Source organism: Ruegeria sp. HKCCA0370 (assembly GCF_013033705.1).
GTDB lineage: Bacteria > Pseudomonadota > Alphaproteobacteria > Rhodobacterales > Rhodobacteraceae > Ruegeria.
Map to the genome: position 1 here is coordinate 143,981 of NZ_WQEP01000009.1, position 21,894 is coordinate 165,874.

Consider the following 21,894-nt stretch of genomic DNA (forward strand, 5'->3'; position numbering starts at 1 on the left):
GGAGCCGTTTCTTACCACGATCAGTCGCGCATTTTTCTGCAGGTGCAAACAAACCGGTTCCACCGGAGAACCAGAGGGGAAAGACGTGAAACTGATCATTGCGACAATCAAGCCGTTCAAGCTGGAGGAGGTGCGCGAAGCACTGACCGAAGCCGGCGTGCGCGGCATGATGGTAACCGAGATCAAGGGCTTCGGCTCGCAATCCGGCCACACCGAAATCTATCGGGGGGCCGAATACGCGGTGAACTTCGTGCCCAAGATCAAGCTGGAAATCGTGGTGCCTGCCGCGATGACCGACCAGATCGTCGAGACCATCACCAAAACCGCCAAGACCGGAAAGATCGGCGATGGCAAGATTTTCGTCCTCGATGTCGAGCAGGCGCTGCGCGTGCGGACCGGGGAAACCAACGAAGAGGCGCTGTAGGCGCCGCGACCGACAATCATTCGAGGACTGAACATGAACCTGATGAAATCTCTCATTCCTGCCGCGGCGATCGTCGCGCTGCCGCAGATGGGCCTGGCGCAAGAGGCCACCGGCGAGACTGCGCAGCATACCCAATACATCCTGACTTCGCTGTTGTTTCTGGTCGGCGGTTTTCTGGTATTCTGGATGGCTGCGGGCTTTGCCATGCTCGAAGCCGGCCTGGTGCGTTCCAAGAACGTTGCCATGCAGCTGATCAAGAATATGGGCCTGTTTTCCTTTGCAGCCATCATGTATTGGCTGGTGGGCTTCAACCTGATGTATCCGGGCGACGGCTGGACCATCACCGGCATTCTGGGCGCGTTCTCGCCAACGTCACTGGAACCGGTTGGTCTGGAAGGTGTCGAAACCGACCTGTCATATGCGTCCGTCGGATCGGACTTCTTCTTCCAGCTGATGTTCTGCGCCACCACCGCGTCCATTGTATCGGGCACCATGGCCGAGCGCGTCAAACTGTGGCCCTTCTTCTTTTTCGTGATCGTCCTGACAGGCATCATCTACCCGATCGAAGCGTCCTGGCAGTGGGGTGGCGGCTGGTTGTCCGAGATGGGCTTCAGCGACTTCGCCGGCTCGACCCTGGTTCACGCCGCGGGTGGCTTCGCGGCTCTGGCCGGTGCCATCGTACTGGGCCCGCGCATCGGTAAATACAACAAGGACGGCAAAGTTGTGCCTATCCCCGGCTCGAACCTGGCGCTGGCAACCCTAGGGACGTTCATCCTGTGGCTGGGTTGGTTCGGCTTCAACGGCGGCTCGCAGCTGGCCATGGGCACGATCGGAGACATCGCCGATATCAGCCGTATCTTCGCCAACACCAACATGGCCGCTGCCGCCGGTGCCGTCGCCGCCCTGATCCTGACGCAGGTGATGTATGGCAAGGTCGACCTGACCATGGTTCTGAACGGCGCGCTGGCCGGGCTGGTCTCGATCACCGCCGAACCGCTGGCGCCGTCGCTGTTCCAGGCACTGATCATCGGGGCCATCGGTGGCGTGATCGTAGTCTACACCGTGCCGCTGCTGGACAAGATGAAGATTGATGACGTGGTCGGCGCCATCCCGGTTCACCTGATCGCGGGCTTCTGGGGCACCTTCATCGTGGCCTGGACCAACGGTGATGCGTCCTTCGTGACCCAGATCATCGGCTTCGCGGCCATCGGGATCTTCGTCTTCGTGGTCAGCTTCATCCTGTTCTCGATCCTCAAGGCCACCGTCGGCCTGCGGGTTGGCGAGGAAGAAGAGATCAACGGCCTCGACATGGGCGAACTGGGCATGGAAGCCTATCCCGAATTTTCGAAAGGCTGAGCCCACTTCCACCCAAACAAAAAAACCCGGGCATTCGTGCCCGGGTTTCTTGTTTGGCAATGCCTGAAAATCAGACGCCGACGTCGACAATCGCCTGCGCAAGGATCGGAACGGTGTCGGCGTTCAGACCGGCGATGTTCAGGCGGCTGTCGCCAACCATGTAGATGCCGTGTTCAACGCGCAGTTTCTCGACCAGTTCCGGGGCCGCACCTAGGCGCGAGAACATGCCGCGGTGCTGGGCGATGAAACCAAAGCGGTCCGAGCCGCTCAGACGCTGGAGTTCGTCGGCCAGTTGGCGACGCAGGCCCAGCATCGACAGGCGCACCTCTTCCAGTTCGGCCATCCAGTCGGCGCGCAGGGCTTCGTCCATCAGGATCGTGGTCACAACACGTGCGCCGTGGTCGGGCGGGAAGGAATAATTCTGGCGGTTCAGGAATGCCAATGTACCCTGGTTCAAAGCGGTCTGCCCGGCATCGGCGCTGATGGCCATCAGCAAACCGGTGCGTTCGCGATACACGCCGAAATTCTTCGAGCATGACGCCGCTATCAGGCATTCCTTGACCGAAGATGCGACCAGACGTGTTGCTTGCGCATCCTCTTCCAGACCGTCGCCGAAGCCTTGATAGGCGATGTCGATCATCGCAACGAGGCCAAGCGCGTTGATCAGGTTCACGACCTCCTGCCATTGAACCATGTTGAGGTTGGCGCCGGTCGGGTTGTGGCAGCAACCGTGCAGCATAACCACGTCACCCGCCTTGGCGGTCTTCAGGTCTTCGATCATGCCGTCGAAATCGACGCCACGTGTGTCACCATCGAAATAGCGGTATGGAACCGTCTCGATCCCCAGGTAGTTCAGGATCGACAAGTGGTTCGGCCATGTCGGGTTCGACACGAAGACGCGGGCCGACGGGTTGGCCATACGGATCATCTCGAATGCCTGACGGCAGGCGCCGGTGCCGCCCGGTGTCGCCACGGCGGCGATATTGCCGCGTTGAACCGAGATGCCGAGAATCAGCCCGATCATCGCATCCGCATAGGCCGGGTCGCCGGCCAGCCCGGTATAGGCTTTGGTTTCCTGCTCGTCCCAGACACGCTGCTCGGCCGCTTTGACGGCGCGCATGACCGGGGTGATGCCTTCCGCGTTTTTGTAGACGCCGACGCCCAGGTCGATCTTCTGATCGCGCGGGTCTTCGCGGTACATCTGCATCAGCGCCAGGATCTTGTCGGCAGGCTGCGGTTTCAGGTTCTCGAACATCAGGTCTCTCCGGTTGCGACGGGCAGGGTCGGGAAGGCGCCCCATTCAGCCCATGAGCCGTCATAAAGCGAGTGGTCTTTCTTGCCCATGCGTTCAAGCGCAAGGCTGAGGATCGCGGCGGTCACGCCAGACCCGCACGAGGTGATCGCCGGTTTCGACAGATCGACGCCCGCGGCCTCGAATATGGCGCGGCACTCTTCCGGCGACTTCATGGTACCATTGGCGTTCAGCAACTGGCCAAAGGGGACATTGCGTGAACCCGGAATATGCCCCGAGCGCAGTCCCTCGCGCGGTTCGGCTTCGGCCCCGGAAAACCGGCTGGCAGAACGGGCGTCGATGATCTCATGATCACCCAGCTTGGCGGCGGCGGAAACTTGCGTGACATCCCGAACAAGCTGATTTTGCACCCGGACGGTCATATGACGATCACGGATGACTGGCGGCAGGTCTTCGACCTCGCGCCCTTCCGCCTGCCATTTGGGGAATCCACCATCCAGAACTGCGATGTTTTCCTGCCCCATCAGACGGAACAGCCACCAGACGCGCGCAGCCGACATCAGCCCAGCACCATCGTAAACCACGACTTGATGACCGTCGCCCACACCCATCGCCCGCAGGCGCGACATGAATTTCTCGACCGGAGGCGCCATATGCGGCAAGTCGGAACGGTGATCTGATATCTCGTCTATGTCAAAGAACCGCGCCCCGGGGATGTGGCCTGCGTCATATTCCGCCCGTGCATCACGATTTTGCGCGGGCAAGTACCACGACCCGTCCAGAATCCGCAGATCCGGATCCTTCATATGCGCGGCCAGCCATTCGGTGGATACGAGGGTTTTTGGATCGTCCTGCATCAAAGCCTCCCCTAAGCGCGCTTGATTTTTCCCTATACCCGGCGGCATAGGGGTTCAAGGCTGGATAGCGCTCACTTGGCGCTGCGCAGGCGGAAATGTTGGATAATCCCAATGAGGCTGATCAGAATCCAGAACCCTTCGATCAACATTGATGCGAGATTGAAGTTCTGGAGCAGGGAATAGACGATCAGCACCGAGCCCAGCAGGTTGATCACCGGAAAGGCCAGATCATCCGAGTTCATCATCCGCATCTGTGTTGCGAAATACGCAGCGACCACGATCAAGGCACCGAAAGAGCCGATGGCGTCGACGATGGTCAGGCTGTCGAAAAATGCGGTCATGAATGGGCCTTGCCGTTCTCTACAAATTCGGTGTGTTGGGCGTAATGATGCATGTTCAGAAAGGCCGCCCCCTTTGGACCGGCGCGATACCCGTGCGGAAGATCGGCCGCGAAACGCAACCCCTGCCCGGCCTGTAGGGAAACCCACTCGTCTCCGCGCAGGATCTCAAGCGTGCCGTTCAGAACAAAGACCTCCTCGGTCACGCCTGTCGCGTGGGCGGGCGACTCGTGGCTTTGGTTCGGCTTGAGGTTGACGTGGAACGTCTCGGCCCCCAGAGCGGGATCGAATGGAAAGACGATCTTGACCTCGATCGTGCCGGGGAAAGTTACGGTCTGAAATACCGAAGGGTCCCCGTTCATCGTATCGATCAGCGCGCTGAGCGGCAGTTGAAACCCCTTGGCAATTTTCCACAGCGTTGCGATGGTCGGGCTGGATTCGCCGCGCTCAATCTGCCCCAGCATGGCTTTGCTCACGCCCGTCATCTTGGCCACTTTCGACAGGCTCAGGCCCGATGCCGCACGCACGTCTCGCAGTTTCAGCGTTATATCGTCAGAGTTCATCTCATCGTCCCGCGAATCCTCTTGTGCGTTATAGCGCACATGTGGTACGTGCGCTATAACGTACGAACCCCAAGACATGCAACCCGAGGCAACAGGGAAACAGCATCATGCCATTGTACCGATCCAGAACCTCAACCCATGGCCGCAACATGGCTGGCGCACGCGGCCTTTGGCGTGCCACCGGCATGGGAGACGACGATTTCGGCAAACCGATCATTGCCATCGTCAACTCGTTCACCCAGTTCGTGCCCGGTCACGTCCACCTGAAGGACCTGGGCCAGATGGTTGCGCGCGAGGTCGAGGCCGCCGGTGGCGTTGCAAAAGAGTTCAACACGATCGCGGTGGATGACGGCATCGCAATGGGCCATGACGGCATGCTGTATTCGCTGCCCTCGCGCGAAGTCATTGCGGATTCGGTCGAATACATGGTCAACGCGCATTGTGCCGACGCCATGGTCTGCATTTCGAATTGCGACAAGATCACCCCCGGCATGCTGATGGCCGCGATGCGCCTGAACATCCCGGCCATTTTTGTCTCGGGCGGGCCGATGGAGGCCGGCAAGATCGATATCGCAGATCTGGATGCCAAGAAAATCGACCTCGTCGATGCGATGGTGGCCGCGGCAGACGACAAATTCACCGACGAACAGGTTCAACACATCGAAGAGAATGCCTGCCCGACCTGCGGGTCCTGTTCGGGCATGTTCACTGCGAACTCGATGAACTGTCTGGCCGAAGCATTGGGCCTGGCTCTGCCGGGCAACGGCTCGACACTGGCGACACATGCCGACCGCAAAGATCTGTTCCTTGAGGCAGGCCGCCGCATCGTCGAGATCACCAAGCGCCATTATGATCTGGATGAAAAAGGTTTTCTCCCACGAGAGATTGCCACCTTCGAAGCATTCGAAAACGCCATGAGCCTCGACATCGCCATGGGCGGGTCCACCAATACGGTGCTTCATCTGTTGGCCATCGCGCATGAGGGTGGCGTTGATTTCACCATGTCCGACATGGACCGCCTGAGCCGCCGCGTTCCCTGCCTGTGCAAAGTCGCGCCCAACACCGAAAATGTGCACATGGAAGACGTCCACCGCGCCGGAGGTATCTTCTCGATCCTCGGAGAGCTCAGCCGCGCAGGCCTGCTGCACGAGGAATGCAACACGGTACATTCGGCCACAATGGGCGAAGCGATCGCCAACTGGGACATCAAGGTCGCCAACAATCCAAAGGCGCAGGAGCTGTTCAAGGCCGCCCCCGGCGGTGTGCGCACCACACAGGCGTTCAGCCAGTCCAACCGGTACAAGGAACTGGACACCGACCGCGAAGGCGGCGTGATCCGCTCGAAAGAGCACGCGTTCAGCCAGGATGGTGGTCTGGCCGTTCTGTTCGGCAATATCGCCCGCGACGGCTGTATCGTGAAAACTGCTGGCGTGGACGCCAATATCCTGAAATTCACCGGCTCGGCCTACGTGTGCGAAAGTCAGGATCAGGCGGTCAACGACATTCTTACGGGCAAGGTGAAAGAAGGCGATGTGGTCGTCATCCGCTATGAAGGCCCGCGCGGTGGCCCGGGGATGCAGGAAATGCTATATCCGACGTCATATCTGAAGTCCAAAGGACTTGGCAAAGCCTGCGCGTTGCTGACCGATGGCCGTTTCTCGGGCGGCACATCAGGCCTGTCGATCGGACATGTATCACCCGAAGCGGCCGAAGGCGGTGAGATCGGTCTGGTTCAGAATGGCGACACGATCGAGATCGACATCCCCAACCGCACCATTCATCTGGCGGTTTCGGATGAAGAGCTGGCCGCCCGCCGCACGGAACAGGACGCAAAGGGGTGGGAGCCCGCCGCACCGCGCAAACGTAAAGTGTCCACTGCGCTCAAGGCCTATGCCAAGCTGACGACAAGCGCTGCGAAAGGTGCTGTGCGTCAAGTCTGACGAATTGGTTTTCAAATCATCAAAACCGCAATAGCTTCAAAGGCCTCGCTATTCAAAATCAGCGGGGCCTTCTTCCGTCCAATCAGCTGTTCCGGTGCTGAGACATGACTATCTGGCGTCCACAAAATAGTATTCGTGTCAAAGCCATTGGCTTGCTTTGGCGGGGACCCCGGCTGCTTGTGGCAGATGTTCGTGACGACGACAACGTGTTGAAAGGTGTGCACCCGCTTGGCGGAAGCATCGAGTTTGGCGAGACCTGGCAAGTTGCGCTGAAACGCGAGTTTCGTGAAGAACTCCAAGTTGATGTCGAAGTATCAGATGCGCCGCTGGTGCTCGAAAACATCTACACCCACGAAGGATCGTTTGGGCATGAGATCATTTTCGCTGCGGACGTGCGCCTTGCAAATCCAGCAGAATTTCCGGATGCACCCATCACGTTCCGCGAAGACTACGGGGTAATCTGCACCGCCCGTTGGCGCGACATCCGCAAACTGGGCACACGTGACGGACCGCAGCTTTTTCCCAACGGTCTCAAACAGCACCTGAGCTCAGACTGAAACGCAAAAAGACCCTCCCGCGCCCAAATCGCACCATCAGCTTCGCTGATGCCACGTTTGGCCTTGGGCCCGGCGCCGCGCAACGCGCGGCGCCGGGCCCAACCGGAGGAGATGTTTCGCAAGAAATACCGACGACGGGCGGGAGCACCCCACCGTCAGTCGCCCAATTTGGCGTGGATTTCGTCCAGATCGATTTCACCGATCGGCATCTTGTTCGCCGGGTTTTCGAAGTCGTATTTGAACAGCTCGAAATCCTGCTTGTAGATCTCATAGACCAGATGCATTGACAGATCGTCAAAGTAGTCCTCGACCGGATGCGCACGTTTTGGCCCATGCCCTTCGGATTCATTGAACCGTGGGATTTCGGACAAATTGACCGGGTGCTTCAGCTCGACATTGTCCAGAACATCCTGCATCCCGTCATTGAACGCTTCTGTCCAGAATACACGGTCATAGTGACCGCCGTTCACGATGAAGGTAGACACGTGGCCTGACATCGCAGACCAGTGAATGTCCGGGTCCATCGGGCGCCGCCACCGGATCGTATCACGTGCAAACAGCAGAAACCGGCGGAAGCTGGCGATCTGGTCAAACTCTCCCTTGCCGTCGTCGCCGCCCACTTCGATCCCGTAGTTATAGATCAGCGTCGGCACCAGATTGCCGCGGTATCTCTTGCCGTTGCGCTGAATGCCACAGATCTTGTCAAAGAATGAGCTGAGGATGCGGGTGTAGGGATTGCGCACGCAAGTGAACGAATAGGACGCGTGATTGCGCACATTGTTCGAGATCAGCTCCTGGCTCTGATCAAATGCCCATTTGTGCATGCCGTCCTTGGCATCATGGATATCACCGTCGAAGAACTGACCATGATCCGAGAAATACATGATCTGACCAATGGTCGAGCAGGCACATTTGGGCACCACGCGGTACACCATGCTTTCGCTCTCGGTCATCCAGGTACCGGGAAACCCCATCTGCTGTGCCTCCTCCGCTGGCCAGGTCTCGATCCGATACGCCAGCTTTTGGTTACAAAGAACCAAAATTATTCTGTTTATTCAATCGTTCATCCTCAGTATCACGGTTGAAATCAGGCAGAAACGGATATTGCGTAATCTCAATGGCAAAAGTCGCCTATATATTGCTGTGTCACAAGGACCCTGAAGCCATCATTGCACAGGCCGAACAACTGACCGCTGTCGGCGATTGCATGGCCATCCATTTTGACGCCAGCGCCAGCGCCGAAGCCTATGAGCGCATTCGTTCCGCATTGGATCAGAACCCCAATGTGACCTTTGCAAAAAAACGCGTGAGATGCGGCTGGGGAGAATGGTCGCTGGTCCGGGCCACGCTGAACGCCCTGGAAGCCGCCGTGGAAAATTTCCCCCGCGCCACACATTTCTACATGCTGTCGGGTGACTGCATGGCGATTAAAACCGCTGAATACACGCACCGTTACCTCGACGATAACGACAAGGATTTCATCGAAAGTCACGATTTCTTTGAAAGCAACTGGATCAAGACCGGCATGAAGGAAGACCGGCTGATCTATCGCCACTACTTCAACGAGCGCACGCAGTCCAAGCTGTTTTATGCCGCCTATGAATTGCAAAAGCGCCTCGGTCTGACGCGGGACATCCCCCAGGACATTCAGATGATGATCGGCAGCCAATGGTGGTGCCTGCGTCGCAGAACCGTCGAAATGATTCTGGATTTCCTGCGTCAGCGCCGGGATGTGATCCGTTTTTTTTCGACCACGTGGATCCCCGATGAAACCTTCTTTCAGACGCTGGTGCGTCACCTGATCCCAAAAAACGAGATTGAAAACCGAACGCCGACCTTCCTGATGTTCTCGGACTATGGAATGCCGGTCACGTTCTACAATGACCATTATGACATGTTGCTGGGCCAGGATTATCTGTTCGCCCGCAAGATCAGCGCCGAGGCGCATGAGTTGAAGGCCCGGCTCGGCTCGCTCTATGCAAGTGAGGGTGTCGATTTCCCGATCTCGAACGAGGGGCGCAATCTGTATGCGTTTCTCACCGGCCGCGGGCGTATCGGCCGCCGGTTCGGACAACGCTTCTGGGAAGCCGGAAGCGTACTCGGCCCGGAACGGGAACTGTTCGTGATCGTCTGCAAGAAATGGCATGTCGCCAAACGTCTTGTCGATCAGATCGCATCTGAAACGGGTATTCCTTGCGTAGAATACCTGTTCAACGAAGAAAATACGTTGCTGCCGGACCTGGGCGGGATCGAATCCACACTGACCAAGCGCTCTCGTCACCGGCGCGCCGTTCTGCGCCTGTTGTTCGACAGTTTCGGGTCGGATCAGCTGGTGCTGTGCCTTGACCCGGCCAATCTTGACGCGCTCGAGGATTTCTGCGGCGACCAGGCCAAAACTCACGTGCTTGAGATCGAATGCGAATACTCGGACGACTATCTGATCGGCCACGCGCGTCGCGTCGGGCTGGCCGGAGACAACAGCCCAACGGAAACCGTTGCTTCCTTGCTGCCGACCCTTCGCAACGATCTGGGCTATGAATCCGAACGGATCCGCGCCGCCCGGCTGGACAATTACCTGCGCCTGCGGGAAACGGCCCCGCGCGCCGACAATGAAGCGGTTATTGCCAAGTTTCTTGGGGTTGGTGAAGACAAAGCCCAAGCCATCATGCAGTTGGATTACCTTTTCCTCGACTGATCCCCAAAGCCCTTCACAGATTGTCTGCCCAAAGGCTGGCACCCGCGACCCGCGCAATCCAAATCGCGGATGGCAGGTGTTCCGCCACGAAAGGCGGCGGCAGCCGCCGCAACTGCACTCGTGATTTTTATTCAAATATCGGATACTGTGCAGCCAATTGGGCCATTTTGTTCATACTTTTTCCATCAGCAACACGGCCCTTGCCAGGAACAAACACAGATAACAGGCAGGTCTTTTATTCTGAATGACCGGTGTCCGAGCTTCGAAGAACCAGAGGCACTGGCTGACCGAAGATTGAAGTATTGCAACGCAACTCCGGGGGGACACAGTTGTGACCATAGATCAAATTTCCAAATCCAGACCTTACACCCCAAGCGACGCAGACTGGAAGATGATATATGATGTTCTTCCGGGCAAGGCTCAGATCGCCGACCCAACCGTCATCAACCCACAATTCGAATGTATCGAGGTGACCGGAAACGCGGTTCTGCCAGCGAACGGCATGTATATCGTGCTGCGTGGCGTGGTTCAGTTGCGCCAGAACGGGAAACCATTGGCCAGCGCGGATGTCGGTGATTACTTCTATGAAGAACACCTTCAAATCTCGGATATCCCTGTCAGCCTTGAAGCGCTTGCGCTGGATGGAACCCGGTTGGCGTATCTATCCACCCAGAACTGGCTTCAGATACCAGAGAGCGTCCGGCAACCCTGTTTTGCAACGATGTTTGGTGATCTGGTCAGCGTTCAGTTGCAGAATTTTCAGCAGCCGATCAATTGTTGCAGTGTCACGGCGGCCGCTCTCAGCATGTCGGCCCTGGGGTTCAGCTGCGAAGTGAATGACATCTTCCGCGAATGCGCATTGCCCTCGTCCTTTGTCGTGAACGACGGAATCTCGCTGGGCGAGCTTTTTGACGTCGCCTGCACCTACATTCACACGCAGGGTCTGCGCGAGAGGGTTCAGGTTCAGGCCTATTTCATGGACGCAGACACAACCAGTGTGCCGCTGCTGCTTGAGGCGATCGACGAATCCAACCGGCTGGGCGGTGACAACGACATTCTGGTGGCGAATTTCCAGGTCGGTCTTGCCCATGGCAACGAGACTATGCCCGGCGGCCATTTTGCCGTCATCGCCAAGTGCAATCCAAGCACGGGGCTGGTGCATATGATGGATGTGCACCCTGAGAAATACGGCAAGCTTTGGGTGACAACCGTCGAACGGTTGTGGCAAGCCATGTCGGATCGTGACGGAACCTCGATGCGGTCCCGCGGCCTTTTGCGGTTTTCGGCACGGGCCGCGGTCAAGACGCACCTGAAGACCTTCAAGCAGCGGTGCAATTACGTCGACAGCACACGTTATCTGGCGAAAGATCCCAAGAAACGCCGCAACCTGTTCCGCCGGGCAACGCCCAACATGAACTCGATCGGCGTTTTGGTGGAAAGCCTCGCCATTCACGGCGATTACAGGGTGGACGAGGACGAGTTGCTGCGGGCGGCCCAGGTGTCGTTCACGGATACTGTCCGCCGGGTCGCCACCGCCAAAGACATGCACGACATGGTCGAAAAGTATATCAGACAATCCGAGAACCTGCATCTGAGCAGTTCGTTCCAGAGCTTTGAGACCCGCGATGACAAATCAATCCAAACCCCCGAAGACTGGTTCAAGGCGCAGTTGAAAAGCCTGACCCCCGACAGCAATCGCCACCTGATGATCAACATCGACTTCAATCGCGTCACCGGGATCGAGGCGATCCGCCCGCCGGACAACGTGTTCCGGGAAACTGCGTTGCTCGAAGAGTTCTGGTGCCTGTGCATAGACTATGACGACGATGAAGACGTTGTGACCATAGTCGATATGAGCCCGGCAACCTCGCAGGTCTGGCAAGCGCCGCGCAGCAACATCTTCCGTGGTCTGCGGGATCTCGAAGACCCTGCATTGCTGGTGATCGAAGAGGTCGAACCGCCCGAAAACCCAAGCGATGTTGCCAGCATTATCAAGCACAATACGATGGTTCTGTTCTACGAGGACGAGGACCCGTGGTCCTATATGCTGCGCAGCATTCTTTCGAATATCGGGGCAACAACCGTCAAGCAGATCGACGTGGGCGGGCGCGATCCCAATATGATCAGGATGCGGCGGCAACTGGTGACGCTGGGCGAAAGACCGGACGTGCCGTATTTGTTTTTCAAAGGGAAATGCATCAGCAAAAGTGAAAAGCTGGAAGACATCGTAGACATGATCCAGGCCGGTGAATTGCAGGCCAGGATGCGCAAGGAAGGGCTGCCAGTATCCGAACTGAATGAAACCCCAAGCCTTGAGAAGAACCCGTTCGGCTACCCCAAGGGGGTGATGAATCAAGTGAACGCCGGAAAGCGAAACGTATTGCTCTGTGCCTGCGGGTCGTCGGCGGCGGACAAGATCCCCGAGCTTGTCGAACGTATTGTCGACGCGGGGCATAACGTGAAACTGATCCCGTCTGTTTCGGCCGAGAAGTTCTTTCGGGATTTCGGTGCCGAACGGATCGACGCCAAAATCACCCACAATGACTATTACCGCGACGATGACGAGTGGAATTTCCGCTATTTGAATTTCGACATGCCGGTGCGCGCCTCGCATCTGGCACTGTGTGACTGGGCAGATTGCGTCATAGTGGCCCCCATAACCTGCAACACGATGGGAAAAGTTGCCAATGGCATCGCCGACAATCTTTTGACCTCGGTCTTCGTGGCCTGGCAATACCAGAAGAAACCCGTGATCCTCTGCCCCGCGTGCAATACGAATATGTGGAACAATATCACCACGCAGAACAACGTCGACAAGCTTAAGACGCTTGGGGTCGATTTCGTCGGACCGCGCGAAGGCCGCCTGTCGAACGGCCGGATGGGCATCGGCATGATGGCAACGCCGGACCAGATCATGGAAGCTTTGGCGGATGCGTTCGAGGAATTGGACGACCAGAAGTATCGCGTCTGCAAATGGGCGCGCGAGGCCGCTGCCGCCGATGACATCAACGAATGGAAACGCGTGTTCCGTGCTATCGACGAAGGGGTCGTCGGGGTCAACATCGTGGACGAGGCCCATGGAGATTCACTGTTGCACTATGCGGCGGGCGGTGAAGGCGAACTGGGCGAAAGCGGCCATGATCTGGGCAGGCCGGATTATGAGGCTGCCCAAGACCTGATCGACAGGGATATCGACGTCAACATTGTCAACGATCACGGGTTCACCGCATTGCATGTGGCGGTGATGAACAAGGCACCGAAGATGGTGGAAATCCTGCTGCGGGCTGAAGACATGGATGCGACCCCGTGCATCGAATTCGTTCAGGGCATGCAGATCGAACCGGAAATCCGTTCCATGCTGGACGCCTGGGCGCAAGATCACAACCTGAAGATGGCAGACCCCGAACAGGGGCGTGACGAAAGCTTCGTGGCGGTGAACGAACCCTCTTACCTGTATTTCACCTATGGATCACTGAAGCAGGGGTTCCCCAATCATGACGCACACAGCGCGGTCCTGAATGAATTCGTGGGAACGGCGCGCACCCGGCAACCAATGCCCCTGATCATCCCGAAGGAACCATTCTGCGACAATCCCAACTGCGGGTATCTGCATCGCATGGCAACCCTTGTGGATCAGCAGGGGATGGGCAAGCAAGTGGGTGGAGAGGTCTACCGTGTCACCGAATCCGGTCTCCGCGAACTGGACAGGCTGGAAGGGTATCACGGCCCCGGCTCACCCGAGAATGTCTATGTGCGCAAGAAAATCAACGTCGTCATCGACGGGGCGATGAAACCCGCATATGCCTATGTGATCGCGGATCCGGAAAAATACCTGAAAAGCTGGCGCGAGGGTACGTCCGAAGTGGTGGGCGACTACACGCTGGATATGGCGCAAGGCGAACCCAAACCCGGGTTTGAACCCGTGGCCTAACACTCCCGCGTGCTGATCGGTGGCAGTTCCGCGCTGTCCTTGATGCTGAGGTTATAGGCCGTGATCGCCACCATGCACAGCAGCACGAAGGGCCAGAAACTGGCCTTTGGAATCAGGTTGTCCCGATAATGGATGATCCGCAGCGACGGTACCGCTTCTGACGCGAAAAGGTACGTGTTGATCGAAACTGCCAACAACATGAAATACATAAGGAAAAAGAACGACTCCATGTAGATCACGGGCGATCCGGCGAATCCTTCGCGCAGTTGTACATGGGCAAGCAGGATCACGAAGAACAGAACCGAACAGGTGCCGATCACGCTGGACGTGCTGAAGTCATGCCGCTCTACCAGGCCCTCGCGGCGCGTGACGGTCATGACCGCACCGAACAGCAGCATCACCACGACCAGCAATGGAATCATGTGCACGATGAACGCGTTTGCGAAATTGCGCTTGATAACGAAGTTATAATGCAACTCGGGCGCGTTGGTTTGGTAAGCGTTCTGCCGGATGCCCAGCGTCGTATCCAGATTTGACAACTTGTAATCGAAATAGGTGTTTTCACGCTCCCACGTGCCCATCACGATCCGGTTGTCGATCCCAAAGATGTCATCCGGTCCGGTCGCCGGATAAGCCTCAAAGTCAGGAACCAGCGCGACGTTGGCCTCAAAAGAGGCCGGCCAGAACCGTACCCAAACCGTTTTGTGGTCGAACGGGTAACTGGTGTAGTCGAAGCTCTGGCGCAAAGTTTGTTCGAAATACCAACCAATCAAAACGCCGTCGGGTTGCGGCAACCGATAGGCCTGTTCGATAAGGCCGTTTGCCGTATCGACCGCTTCGGGCAGAAGAAACCCGGCCTCACCTTCGGCAGGAATGATCGCGTCATGTTCACCTGCTTTGTAGTGCTGCCAGATATAGCCGGTGAGCTGTATATCGCTGGCGCCGAGAAAGCTGAAAGACTTTATGAAAATCCCCGTTCTCAAACGGTAGTCCGGTGCAACGTCCAGCTTGCACAGATATGCATCTACCGCAGCCTGGTCAGGCAGTTGCGTCGGGTCTCCTTCGAAATGGTTCAGTTCGATCCAAAGCTTGAGCAACAAGGCGGCCAACCCAAAGGTCAGCAAACCCGAGATAAGCCACACCTTTCCTTCGACGCTCATTCAGCCTCCTGCCCTGCCGCCTAACCCGTCAGAAAATCCGCGCGGCCCAGCAAGGATTGGGTAATTCCCATCGTGGCAAAATGCTCGGTCATACCGGCAAAACCGCTATGCTGTGACGGTGGAATATTCTGCCTTCCGCTCTCGGCCAACAGCCGTGTTTGACGAATGGACAGGTCAACCATTGGCAAAGGCTCATTCTTGGTGAACGCGGCAAGCCCATCCGCATATTCAATTGCGGCATCCCAATCACCGCGCGCCAGCATGACAACGCTGGCATCGGGGTAAAAGTGCAAATGGCTGTGGCCGACACATCCCTCGGCGATGATCTCAGAACCCAGTTTCAAAAGGCGCGTTTGCTCATCCGGGTCCGTTTCGGCCATCGCCAGGGCTGAAAGGGCCTTTGGTCCAACAAAGTTGCGGCCATGTTCAAGCGCGATTTCGACTGCTCGCAGACCGGTTTCACGTGCGCGCCCGACCTGGCCGGCATAAACCTGCGTTCTGGCCAGATGTTCCAACGCCTGCGCTTCAAGGCGTTTTGCGCCCACGCGCTCTGCAATTTCGGCGGAAACGCCAAAGGCTTCCAGCGCACGGTCGAGGCTGCCCAGAAAGGTCTCGGCCACACCAAGGCATGTTTGCGCGACACATTCCGGAACGAAGGCGAAATAGGTCTGCGAGATTTCAATCGCCTCATTGGCATCTGCTCGGCCCTGCCCGACATCCCCAGTATAGCTGCGCGCCACGCTGAGATTGTGCAGATTGGCCGCAAGGTCCCGAACCAGCCCTTTTTCGCGCGCCCTTTCAGCGGCTTGGGTATAGAACCCCGCCGCCGTCTTCATCGAGGCTTTCATGAAATTGGCGTCGCCAAATCCACTCAGCGCCCCAACCTCAAGGCGCGGGGATTCCAGCTTGCGGGCAAGCGAGAGCGCCCGCTCGTTGGCCTTCAGCGCTTCTTTGTTCCGGCCCAGCGGGAAATAGACGTTGCCGCGCACATAGCTTATCTGGGCCTCATCTTCCTCGGACCCGCAGCGCTGTGCTGCTGCCTCGGCCGTGTCGAGCGCTTCCAGCGCGTCCTGATACAGGCTTGCTTGCCGCGCCGCCTGCGCAAGCCCGATATGGGCCCGGGCGATTTGCTCGTCTGTTTCAGCCAAACCGGCGGCGTCTTTGAACTCGTCCAAAGCTTCGTTTGACAACCCCTGCAACCGATGGGTTTCGCCCCGCGCGCACAGCAGGTCAAATCGGACACCCGCCGGGGACGGCAATTCCAAAGCACGCTCGATCAGCGGGCTGGCGTCGTCGAACCGGAAGGCCTGAATCAATTTGTCGGCTGCTTCCAGATAGGCTTGTGCCGCGTTATTGGCCCCGGCCCGGTCCAGATGCTGGGCGCGCAAGGTTGCATCCTTGTCTTCGAACCACTGAGCCGCCTGCCGGTGCAGACGGGCGCGTTCGGATTTGACCAAAGTTGCATAGGACCCGTCCCGGATCAGCGCGTGGGTAAACATGAAATCGGGCCCTGCCTCTCGGATCAACGCCGAGCGGATCAGGTTGCTTGTATCCAGATGCCCTTCACCCAGAATGAAATTCAGAACTTCGGGCGAGAACCGTTGACCCAGAACCGATGCGGCCTGAATGGCGGTTCGGCTGGCGCGATCCAGCGCATCCAATCGCGACTGAACGATACCCTGAATACTGCCCGGCACAGTTTCCTGTTTGAGCACATCCGTGTTTCGCAACAGCTGTTCCAGAAACAACGGATTTCCACCGGCGCGCTGGACGCATGTTTCCAGCAAGTCGCGATCGATGGCCCGGAACTCTTCGACCAGTTGCCTGACGTGCTCCTCTCCCATCGGTGCCAGTTCCAGTTTTGACACCAGCGCGCCATCCGTGGCCATCTGCCAGTCTCTGTCGATCGGATCGCCCTCGGCCCGGCTGGTCATCATCAACACACAGGGCGTGTTCCGCGTCACCGCGGCGATATGAGAACACGCCGCCAGGATGTCGGGCGTCGCCCAGTGGATGTCTTCAATCTGAATAAGTAAGGGCGATTCCCGACTGCTGGCGGAAAGCAGCTCCTCCAGCACCTGACGCCGCCCCCGCAGACGGGTTTTGTTGTCCATCACCGCATAGACCTCGGCCAGGCCCGGATCCTGCTCGAGTTCAAGCAAAGCATTGAGGTGCGCAGCGTTGGAAGGGCTGACCCAGCCCTTGGTAATAGCCTCTTTAGCAACGGCCGCCCCGGTTTCCGCCCCGTCCGACGCTTCAAGCCCCAGAATGCTGCGTGCAACGGTCTGAATGGCTGAATGACCTTCGCGCGCACCGAAATCCACCACAACGCCGTTGTGGATCGTGTAGGACAGGCTGATGGCCAGTTCCGCCACCTGCTCGGACAGGTGGGTTTTTCCAATTCCGGGTTCGCCCAGAACGATATGTACTTCACCTTTGCCATGGCGCTGGCACCGGTCGAAAGTGGCTGAGAAAATCGACATCTCACGCTCGCGCCCAATGAATTTGTGCCGTCTCGTTCGAATGTTCCTGGCCAACCGGTCCAGACGCCAGACCTCAACCGGTTCGTTCAGCCCCTTGATCGCCTTGACCCCGATGGAGTCGCCCACGAACAACGGACCCAGCGCGCGTTGAATGTCATGTGAGACCAGCGTTTCCCCTGCCGCTGATATGTCCGTGAGACGGGAGGCCAAGTTTACGCCATCTCCTGTCACCGTGTATTCCGTATGTGACTGGCTGCCGGTTGAACTGGCAATGACCTGACCCGAAGAGATGCCGATATGGCAGGAAAGCGGCGGCGATAACGTCGGAAGAACCGCGTGAATTTCAGCCGCAGCGCGTGCTGCCCTTTCCGTGTCGTTGGTATGTGAGATCGGCGCCCCGAAAACAGCCATGACCGCATCACCGATATGCTTGTCGATGCGACCCCCGTATTTTTCGACCACATTGTCCACTTTGCTGAAGAACTGATTGAGCAGCGCGTGCAGATCCTCGGCATCCAGCTCGCTGGAAATTTTCGTGAACCCGGTCAGGTCAGCAAACATCACCGTGACCTGCCGCCGCGCGGGTTCATGCGGTGCCGTTGGTTCAGGCTCGGCTGCGGTGTGGGTGGAATCAAGTTGCTCGATGGCACGTAAAAGCCGCCGACGATCGCCGACAGCAGTCACGCCGATTTCGATCAGATCCTCGGCCGTCAAATCAGGCAGAATGGAAAAGTCGATCTTGTTATCAATGAAGGCCTGCGCGTACTCGTTTAATCCATTTGCGCTCAACCAGCCCCTCAGGTCTTGAGACATATCGCCCCTCTGAAGTCCCCCACTTCAAACGAGAACCTAGCATGGCAGCGGGCGTGAGTCTGCAAAAACCAAATTAATTTGTGATTTTGAGCAGGGTTAATCCCCTTTTGATGCATTCACAGGCTTGAATTTCCAAATCCACTCGAAAGGACAAATGAACGGCAGGCCTCCGAGATTTCTCGGAATCGCGACCTTTCCCGAACGTATAGAAACACCTCGCGCCTGTCCGGCAAATCTGAAATCGGACGAAAGGCGACTGCGTCCGGGATGAATTGCGCGACGGTCTGCGGCAGGACCGTGATCCACTGGCCTGCCCTGACAGTCGTGATCAGGGAATGCGTATTGTGGATGGTAACCTCGGCCCTGTCCAGAACTTCGCGGAAAGGCGCGGACTCGATAAAGTCACACAGGGCGTTTCGCACGAAAGGCTGAGCCACCAGATCGGAAATGGCTGGCGGTTCGGCCCGTGTCATCAGCGGATGATCGGACGCTGCAACCAAACCAAAGCGGTCCTGAAACAGCGGCTCTGCACTGACCCCATTCAGCGGAAAGTGGCCTGACGCTATCCCGATATCAGACGTGTCGCCGGCAACCGCATCCAGAACCTGCTGCGAATCTCCGTCGCGCAGCTCGATCTTCAGGCCGGGAAAGCGAGACGTCATATGATCCAGCAGGGCAGGAAAGACCAACGCCCCCACGGACGGCACGGATACGATACGGATCAACCCGTGCTCGGCCTGTGCCGCCAGTTCAATATTCTGAACAGCCTGATCGAAATCCCGCACCTGTTTGAGCGCAAGCTCGAGAACTTGCTGACCCAGCGGTGAAAGGTGGTTTTTCCGTTCGCCTTCAAACAGTTTCTTTCCAAGATGCTCTTCGAATTGTTTCAACATCATTGAGACCGCGGATTGCGTGCGGCCCAAACGGCTGGCTGCCTCGGCAAGGTTTCCGGTTTGGGCCACAGTGCAAAAGCACCGCAGCATTTCTATTTTCACGGCCATGCTTCAATCTTTCTGAAGTTTTCTAAAGTTATTTGAGTTTGACTGATGTCGCCGGCAAGTTCCATTCTTTCGCAAACTGAAATTTGCGAATTTGGGGCCTGACGTGACCAAACTGAATCTGATTGCCGGCGAATGGCTGGCCGGCGAAAGCGAAATCGAAAACCGCAACCCATCGGATCTGAGCGATCTGGTCGGCATATTCGCGCAGGCCAGTGCTGATCAGCTTGAGACAACGCTGGATCAGGCGCGCGCGGCCCAGGTGGAATGGGCGGCTTATGGGTTGGAGCGCAAGCAGGCCGTGCTGAACGCCATTGGCAACGAACTGATGGCCCGCGCCGAGGAGCTCGGCACCCTGCTCAGCCGTGAAGAAGGAAAACCGCTGGCCGAGGGCAAGGGCGAGGTCTACCGCGCCGGTCAGTTCTTCACCTACTATGCGGCCGAATGCCTGCGACAGATCGGTGGGAATGCCGATTCCGTGCGCCCGGACATCGAAATTGACGTGCGCCGCGAAGCTGTTGGCGTGGTTGCCATCATCAGCCCGTGGAACTTCCCTACCGCGACGGCCTCGTGGAAGATCGCCCCGGCGCTTTGCTATGGCAACGCGGTTGTGTGGAAGCCCGCCAACATCACCCCTGCCTCGGCCGTGGCCCTGACCGAAATCATCGCGCGGCAAGACATCCCCAAGGGTCTGTTCAGCTTGGTGATGGGCGCGGGCCGTTCCATCGGTCAGCGCCTTGTGGAAAGCCCCAAGGTTAATGCGATTTCCTTCACCGGATCGGTGCCCGTGGGCAAAGGCATTGCCGCCGCGGCGATCCAGAACCTGACCAAGGTGCAGATGGAAATGGGGTCCAAGAACGCGCTGGCCGTTATGGATGATGCCGATCTGGATCTGGCGGTGACGCTGGCGCTGGGCGGGGCATTCGGCGGCACCGGTCAGAAGTGCACGGCTTCGTCGCGTCTGGTCGTCCACGCCGGTATCCATGATGCCTTCGTCGAAAAGCTTGTGGCCGGTGCGCAGGCCATCAAGGTCGGCCACGCGCTGGAGGACGGGGTTCAGATGGGTCCGGTCGTCAGCCAGCAGCAGTTGAATGAAAACCTTGCCTATGTCGAACTGGGCAAAACCGAAGGCGCCGAGCTGGCCTGTGGCGGTCAGCGGCTGGAGATGCCCCATGACGGGTTCTACATGTCGCCGGGCGTGTTCCTGAACACCACAAACGACATGCGCATCAACCGCGAAGAAATGTTCGCACCGCTGACCAGTGTCATCAAGGTCGGCAGCTATGACGAGGCGCTGAGCGTGGTCAACGACACCAATTTCGGCCTGACCTCGGGCATAGTGACCAAATCGCTGGCCCGCGCCACGCATTTCCGCCGCAACGCGCGCACCGGTGTTGTGACGGTCAACCTGCCCACCGCTGGCACCGATTACCACGTGCCTTTCGGTGGCCGGGGCGACAGCTCGTACGGACCCCGCGAACAGGGAAAGGCGGCGGCTGAATTCTACACGACCGTCAAAACCGCCTATATCAGCGCAGGCCCCGTCTGATGCGGATCGATGGCCTGCAATATGCCAACTGGTCGGAAAAGATCTTCCGCCAGCTGCGCGAAGGGGGCGTGGACGCGATCCACGTCACCATCGCATATCATGAGAATTTCCGCGAAACGGTTCTGAACTTCGAAAAATGGAACCGCTGGTTCGAGCAATACCCGGATCTGATCATGAAAGGCCGCTGGGTCAGCGATATCGACACGGCCCGTAAAACGGACCGAACCGCCGTGTTTTTCGGGTTTCAGAACCCGTCGCCCATTGAAGACGATATCGGGCTGGTCGAAATCCTGCACGATCTGGGCGCGCGGTTCATGCAACTGACCTACAACAACCAATCCCTGCTGGCGACCGGTTGCTACGAGGCCGAAGACACCGGCATCACCCGCATGGGCAAGCAGGTCATCAAAGAGATGAACCGCGTGGGCCTTGTGGTCGACATGAGCCATTCGGCGGACCGTTCCACGATCGAGGCGGCTGAAATCTCGGACCGGCCCATCGCGATTACACACGCCAATCCGCACGAATGGTCCCCGGCCCTGCGCAACAAGCGAGATGACGTCATCCGCGCTGTAACGGAAAAAGGTGGGATGCTGGGCTTTTCGGTCTACCCTCACCACCTGAAAGACAAGTCCGATTGCACGCTGGAGAGCTTCTGCGAAATGATCGCCCGCACTGCTGACAAATACGGGGCCGAACATCTGGGGATCGGCACCGACCTGTGTCAGGATCAGCCCGACAGCGTCGTGGAATGGATGCGTGTGGGGCGTTGGACAAAAGAGATCGACTATGGCGAAGGCTCGGCCTCGGCTCCGGGATTCCCACCGATGCCGGGTTGGTTCCAGGACAACCGAGACTTTGGCAACATCGAAAAAGGGTTACGCGCGACCGGCCTGAACGATGACGAAGTGGCCGGGATCATGGGCGGGAACTGGTATCGGTTCTTTGCCGAGAACTTCGTCCCACAAAGGTAACCAA

Annotated in this window: 16 protein-coding genes; 8 read left to right on the forward strand and 8 right to left on the reverse strand. The window is 57.9% G+C overall.

Translation table 11 applies throughout. The features are described 5' to 3' along the window. Positions 1-85: 85 nt before the first annotated feature. Both GOW31_RS17645 and GOW31_RS17650 read left to right on the forward strand, forming a co-directional pair. Entirely contained in the window at positions 86-424 is a 339-nt protein-coding gene (locus tag GOW31_RS17645; protein ID WP_152459713.1) for a P-II family nitrogen regulator, read from the forward strand. Between the two features lie 33 nt (positions 425-457). Continuing rightward, on the forward strand, positions 458-1,780 hold the full coding sequence (locus GOW31_RS17650; protein ID WP_171171872.1) for an ammonium transporter: 1,323 nt from the start codon (positions 458-460) through the stop codon (positions 1,778-1,780). Between the two features lie 70 nt (positions 1,781-1,850). Here the strand turns inward: GOW31_RS17650 and GOW31_RS17655 are convergent, their stop codons facing one another. From GOW31_RS17655 to GOW31_RS17670, 4 genes are all read right to left on the reverse strand, one after another. After that, positions 1,851-3,035 carry an amino acid aminotransferase gene (locus GOW31_RS17655; RefSeq protein WP_171171875.1) on the reverse strand — a complete coding sequence of 395 codons (1,185 nt, stop codon included), beginning with the start codon at positions 3,033-3,035 and terminating at the stop codon, positions 1,851-1,853. Next, positions 3,035-3,889: a 3-mercaptopyruvate sulfurtransferase gene (sseA, locus tag GOW31_RS17660; protein WP_152459710.1), complete on the reverse strand. Its 855-nt coding sequence runs from the start codon at positions 3,887-3,889 to the stop codon at positions 3,035-3,037. Before sseA ends, GOW31_RS17655 begins: the two co-directional genes overlap by 1 nt. A 71-nt stretch (positions 3,890-3,960) precedes the next feature. Beyond that, positions 3,961-4,230: a hypothetical protein gene (locus GOW31_RS17665; RefSeq protein ID WP_152459709.1), complete on the reverse strand. Its 270-nt coding sequence runs from the start codon at positions 4,228-4,230 to the stop codon at positions 3,961-3,963. Continuing rightward, entirely contained in the window at positions 4,227-4,790 is a 564-nt protein-coding gene (locus tag GOW31_RS17670; protein ID WP_171171931.1) for a helix-turn-helix domain-containing protein, read from the reverse strand. Before GOW31_RS17670 ends, GOW31_RS17665 begins: the two co-directional genes overlap by 4 nt. Positions 4,791-4,897: 107 nt before the next feature. Here GOW31_RS17670 and ilvD point away from each other — a divergent pair, with 107 nt between their 5' ends. Then, the gene (gene ilvD / locus GOW31_RS17675) at positions 4,898-6,730 is read left to right on the forward strand and encodes a dihydroxy-acid dehydratase (RefSeq protein WP_171171877.1); all 1,833 of its coding nucleotides are present in this window, start codon (positions 4,898-4,900) and stop codon (positions 6,728-6,730) included. Between the two features lie 104 nt (positions 6,731-6,834). Beyond that, positions 6,835-7,287 (forward strand): NUDIX hydrolase, encoded by a 453-nt coding sequence (locus tag GOW31_RS17680; protein ID WP_171171879.1) that lies wholly within the window; start codon positions 6,835-6,837, stop codon positions 7,285-7,287. A 155-nt stretch (positions 7,288-7,442) separates the two neighbouring features. Here the strand turns inward: GOW31_RS17680 and GOW31_RS17685 are convergent, their stop codons facing one another. Further along, entirely contained in the window at positions 7,443-8,261 is an 819-nt protein-coding gene (locus GOW31_RS17685) for a sulfotransferase family protein (protein WP_171171881.1), read from the reverse strand. A 143-nt stretch (positions 8,262-8,404) separates the two neighbouring features. Here GOW31_RS17685 and GOW31_RS17690 point away from each other — a divergent pair, with 143 nt between their 5' ends. Further along, positions 8,405-9,982, forward strand: coding sequence for a DUF5928 domain-containing protein (locus tag GOW31_RS17690; RefSeq protein WP_171171883.1), 1,578 nt, complete (start codon positions 8,405-8,407; stop codon positions 9,980-9,982). 331 nt (positions 9,983-10,313) lie between these two features. Then, entirely contained in the window at positions 10,314-13,913 is a 3,600-nt protein-coding gene (locus GOW31_RS17695) for a flavoprotein (RefSeq protein ID WP_171171885.1), read from the forward strand. Here the strand turns inward: GOW31_RS17695 and GOW31_RS17700 are convergent. The 3 genes from GOW31_RS17700 to GOW31_RS17710 all read right to left on the reverse strand — a co-directional run bounded on the left by GOW31_RS17700 (position 13,910) and on the right by GOW31_RS17710 (position 19,370). Continuing rightward, positions 13,910-15,073, reverse strand: a complete 1,164-nt coding sequence (locus GOW31_RS17700) for a hypothetical protein (protein ID WP_171171886.1) — start codon at positions 15,071-15,073, stop codon at positions 13,910-13,912. The genes GOW31_RS17695 and GOW31_RS17700 overlap by 4 nt on opposite strands. A 20-nt stretch (positions 15,074-15,093) precedes the next feature. Further along, positions 15,094-18,369 (reverse strand): adenylate/guanylate cyclase domain-containing protein, encoded by a 3,276-nt coding sequence (locus GOW31_RS17705; protein WP_171171888.1) that lies wholly within the window; start codon positions 18,367-18,369, stop codon positions 15,094-15,096. 116 nt (positions 18,370-18,485) lie between these two features. Beyond that, positions 18,486-19,370, reverse strand: a complete 885-nt coding sequence (locus GOW31_RS17710) for a LysR family transcriptional regulator (protein ID WP_171171890.1) — start codon at positions 19,368-19,370, stop codon at positions 18,486-18,488. Positions 19,371-19,473: 103 nt separating this feature from the next. Between GOW31_RS17710 and GOW31_RS17715 the strand changes: the two genes are divergently transcribed. Together GOW31_RS17715 and GOW31_RS17720 are read left to right on the forward strand one after the other, a co-directional pair. Continuing rightward, positions 19,474-20,916 (forward strand): aldehyde dehydrogenase family protein, encoded by a 1,443-nt coding sequence (locus tag GOW31_RS17715; protein WP_171171892.1) that lies wholly within the window; start codon positions 19,474-19,476, stop codon positions 20,914-20,916. Next, a complete protein-coding gene (locus GOW31_RS17720) occupies positions 20,916-21,890 on the forward strand; it encodes a membrane dipeptidase (protein ID WP_171171894.1) in 975 nt (324 codons plus the stop codon). Before GOW31_RS17715 ends, GOW31_RS17720 begins: the two co-directional genes overlap by 1 nt. Positions 21,891-21,894 lie beyond the last annotated feature (4 nt).

Bases quoted from the DNA above. Each gene is read 5' to 3' on its own strand.
- GOW31_RS17650 (WP_171171872.1), top strand. From the start codon at position 458: ATGAACCTGATGAAATCTCTCATTCCTGCCGCGGCGATCGTCGCGCTG.
- GOW31_RS17655 (WP_171171875.1), bottom strand. From the start codon at position 3,035: ATGTTCGAGAACCTGAAACCGCAGCCTGCCGACAAGATCCTGGCGCTG.
- sseA (WP_152459710.1), bottom strand. From the start codon at position 3,889: ATGCAGGACGATCCAAAAACCCTCGTATCCACCGAATGGCTGGCCGCG.
- GOW31_RS17665 (WP_152459709.1), bottom strand. From the start codon at position 4,230: ATGACCGCATTTTTCGACAGCCTGACCATCGTCGACGCCATCGGCTCT.
- GOW31_RS17670 (WP_171171931.1), bottom strand. From the start codon at position 4,790: ATGAACTCTGACGATATAACGCTGAAACTGCGAGACGTGCGTGCGGCA.
- ilvD (WP_171171877.1), top strand. From the start codon at position 4,898: ATGCCATTGTACCGATCCAGAACCTCAACCCATGGCCGCAACATGGCT.
- GOW31_RS17680 (WP_171171879.1), top strand. From the start codon at position 6,835: ATGACTATCTGGCGTCCACAAAATAGTATTCGTGTCAAAGCCATTGGC.
- GOW31_RS17685 (WP_171171881.1), bottom strand. From the start codon at position 8,261: ATGGGGTTTCCCGGTACCTGGATGACCGAGAGCGAAAGCATGGTGTAC.
- GOW31_RS17690 (WP_171171883.1), top strand. From the start codon at position 8,405: ATGGCAAAAGTCGCCTATATATTGCTGTGTCACAAGGACCCTGAAGCC.
- GOW31_RS17700 (WP_171171886.1), bottom strand. From the start codon at position 15,073: ATGAGCGTCGAAGGAAAGGTGTGGCTTATCTCGGGTTTGCTGACCTTT.
- GOW31_RS17705 (WP_171171888.1), bottom strand. From the start codon at position 18,369: ATGTCTCAAGACCTGAGGGGCTGGTTGAGCGCAAATGGATTAAACGAG.
- GOW31_RS17710 (WP_171171890.1), bottom strand. From the start codon at position 19,370: ATGGCCGTGAAAATAGAAATGCTGCGGTGCTTTTGCACTGTGGCCCAA.
- GOW31_RS17720 (WP_171171894.1), top strand. From the start codon at position 20,916: ATGCGGATCGATGGCCTGCAATATGCCAACTGGTCGGAAAAGATCTTC.